The sequence below is a fragment of the Bradyrhizobium sp. 137 genome (genome assembly GCF_023074095.1).
In the GTDB taxonomy this organism is placed as follows: Bacteria; Pseudomonadota; Alphaproteobacteria; order Rhizobiales; family Xanthobacteraceae; genus Bradyrhizobium.
Map to the genome: position 1 here is coordinate 1 of NZ_JADPKU010000017.1, position 2,573 is coordinate 2,573.

At 59.3% G+C, this 2,573-nt stretch carries 1 protein-coding gene; it reads left to right on the plus strand.

Annotated features, from left to right (window positions below; all coding sequences use genetic code 11):
- The first annotated feature begins 633 nt into the window (after positions 1–633).
- A complete protein-coding gene (locus IVA78_RS03205; protein ID WP_247307145.1) occupies positions 634–2,496 on the plus strand; it encodes a reverse transcriptase domain-containing protein in 1,863 nt (620 codons plus the stop codon).
- Positions 2,497–2,573 lie beyond the last annotated feature (77 nt).

The window sequence follows — 2,573 nt, forward strand, 5'->3', positions numbered from 1 at the left end:
GGACGGCGTGCGCCGTTGAGGCGTGGAGAAGAAGGGAGTGTTCGAAAGAATGGAGCCTGCTGGTTATGGCTCTTACTTGCCCGGCTTACCGGTGTCGGAAACGACTGAAACTCCGAAAGGAGAACGGGACCAAAGCATGCCGGGAAACGTCTCGAAATCGGGCGCCGCAGCCCGGTGGAGAGCACAGAGTAAGGTGTGCATGGTGAAAGCTGTATTGCCTGAATCCCAGTTTCCAGTTGCCAAAGGGCTGGCCGTAGCGAACGCGGCTGACACGCTATGCCACGCGGGGCAGACCGCACCGGCCAGTGCGATCTGCCACCAGTCCGCGTGGGACGACCACCATCGGTGGGTCAAGGAGACGAATGGGACACCTAAACACACCGCAACTTCCTGCACACGCAACTACGGGATCGCCTGCAGCAGGCTCTTTCGAGGACCTGTATGGCGACGGAGCCGTCATAGTACCCAAACGCCCGGCGTAATGGCCAGGACAGCCGCCGCGAGGTGGACGATCATGCGTATAAGGCCGGGTGACCGGACCGAAAGCGCCTCCGATCGGGGGAAGGACGATGCCGCCAACAACGGCATTTGCAGTATGCGTAGAAGAGATTCTTCGACGGAGAGGTTCTGCTGATGCAGGCCGCTACCATCCAGAGAAGAATTGAATCACTGCCGACTTTGTCGCGGTCGGGTAAGCGCGTAAATGGCCTTCACCGCCTGATGAGATCTCCGCATCTCTTCGAGTGGGCCTACGAAAAGGTCTCCCGCAACAAGGGAGCCCTGACGCCGGGTGTAGATGGTAAGACCTTCGACGGCATGTCGCTGGCGAAGCTCGCCGATGTCGCCAGGCGCGTAGCAGACGGCACTTATCGCTTCCGGCCAGTCCAGCGGGTCTATATCCCAAAGGACAACGGCAAAACACGACCGCTGGGTATCCCAACGGTGGAAGACCGGCTCGTTCAGGAGGCGGTCAGGATTCTGCTCGAAGCGATCTACGAACCTGTGTTCCTCGATGAGTCGCATGGGTTCCGCCCGAGACGATCCTGTCATACCGCACTCAAGTCCATCAAGAAGACCTGGACGGGCTGCAAGTGGTTGGTCGAAGTGGATGTGCGTGGGTTCTTCGACAACATCGACCATGACATTCTGCTTGGGCTTCTAAAGAAGCGGATCGATGACGATAGGTTCATCGCTCTGATCGAAGGAATGCTCAAGGCAGGTTACATGGAAGATTGGGTCTACGGACGCACTTACAGTGGCACGCCACAGGGCGGGATTGTCTCGCCCCTGCTCGCCAACATCTATCTGCACGAGCTGGACCAGCACATGCAGACGATGAAGACGGGCTTCGACAAAGGCCGCGACCGACGTCCATTCCCGCGCTATGCGGCGCTGGAACGGCGCGTCCTCAGTCTCCGCCGGAAAATTGAACGGCTCCGCGCCGACGGCGCGGATCGGGCCGAGATCGACGCTGCAGTCGCGGAGATCAAAGCCATCAACAAGGAGAGACGGAAAGTGCCCTCCGTCGATCCGATGGACCCTAACTTCAAGAGGCTCCGCTACTGCCGCTACGCCGACGACTTCCTCATCGGCGTAATCGGGAGCAAGCGGGAAGCGTGTGAGATCATGGATTGTGTCGAACAATTCCTGACGCAGACATTGAAGCTCACGGTGTCGCCCGAGAAAAGTGGGGTCTATGCCGCTTCAAAGGGAGTGACCTTCCTCAGTTATCGCATCTCGACATACACATCCTACGGGGCTGGACGCAAATCCAACCGCACGGGACCGGACGGACGGACATGGCGCGTGGTACGCCGGCCGACCACCGGGAATGTCAGCCTGCGAGTGCCGCGGAAGGAGGTTACCGCGTTCTGCAAGCGACACGGCTATGGCGATCTCGCCAGAAAAACTGGCCGTCCTCGCGAGCAGTTCCTGGCCACCAGCGATGTCGCAACCGTCCTCGCCTATAACTCAGAGTTCCGTGGTTTTGCGAACTACCATTCGTTTGCTGATGACTTCAAGGGCGCCTTGGGACTGTTGGAGCTTGTTGTGTTCCGCAGCCTTGTGAAGACGCTGGCGATGCGACATCGAACGACGAGAGCGAGAACCATGGCACGTCTGTGGAAGGGTACGGACTACGAGGTCAGCTCCGTGGTCCGTGGTAAGCTTCGCAGCATCAAGCTGTGGAGACTGAAGCATCTGACCCAAACCTACTGGACGAGTCCCGTTGTCGACAACGTCACGGCAGGTGCGTGGTGGGTCAAAAGCCCAAATGATCTGGTCGATCGGCTCAACGCTCGCAGATGCGAAGCGTGCGGCGATACGAGGGGACCATTTGAGATGCATCACCTCCGCCGCGTAGGAGACCTGCAAAGCGGATCGCTGACGGCTTGGAAACGGTCCGGTTGGCGACGCAAGACCATCGTCCTGTGTCCGTCATGCCGTGTAACCGTGTCCGGTCGAGAGCATGCGCGTATGGAAAGCCGTGTGCATTGAAAAGTGCCCGCACGGTTTGGGGGGAGGCGTAGGGACATCCTCGTCGAGGTGTCCCGCGCCTACCCTACCGAGACGCA

Bases quoted from the DNA above. Each gene is read 5' to 3' on its own strand.
- IVA78_RS03205 (WP_247307145.1), top strand. From the start codon at position 634: ATGCAGGCCGCTACCATCCAGAGAAGAATTGAATCACTGCCGACTTTG.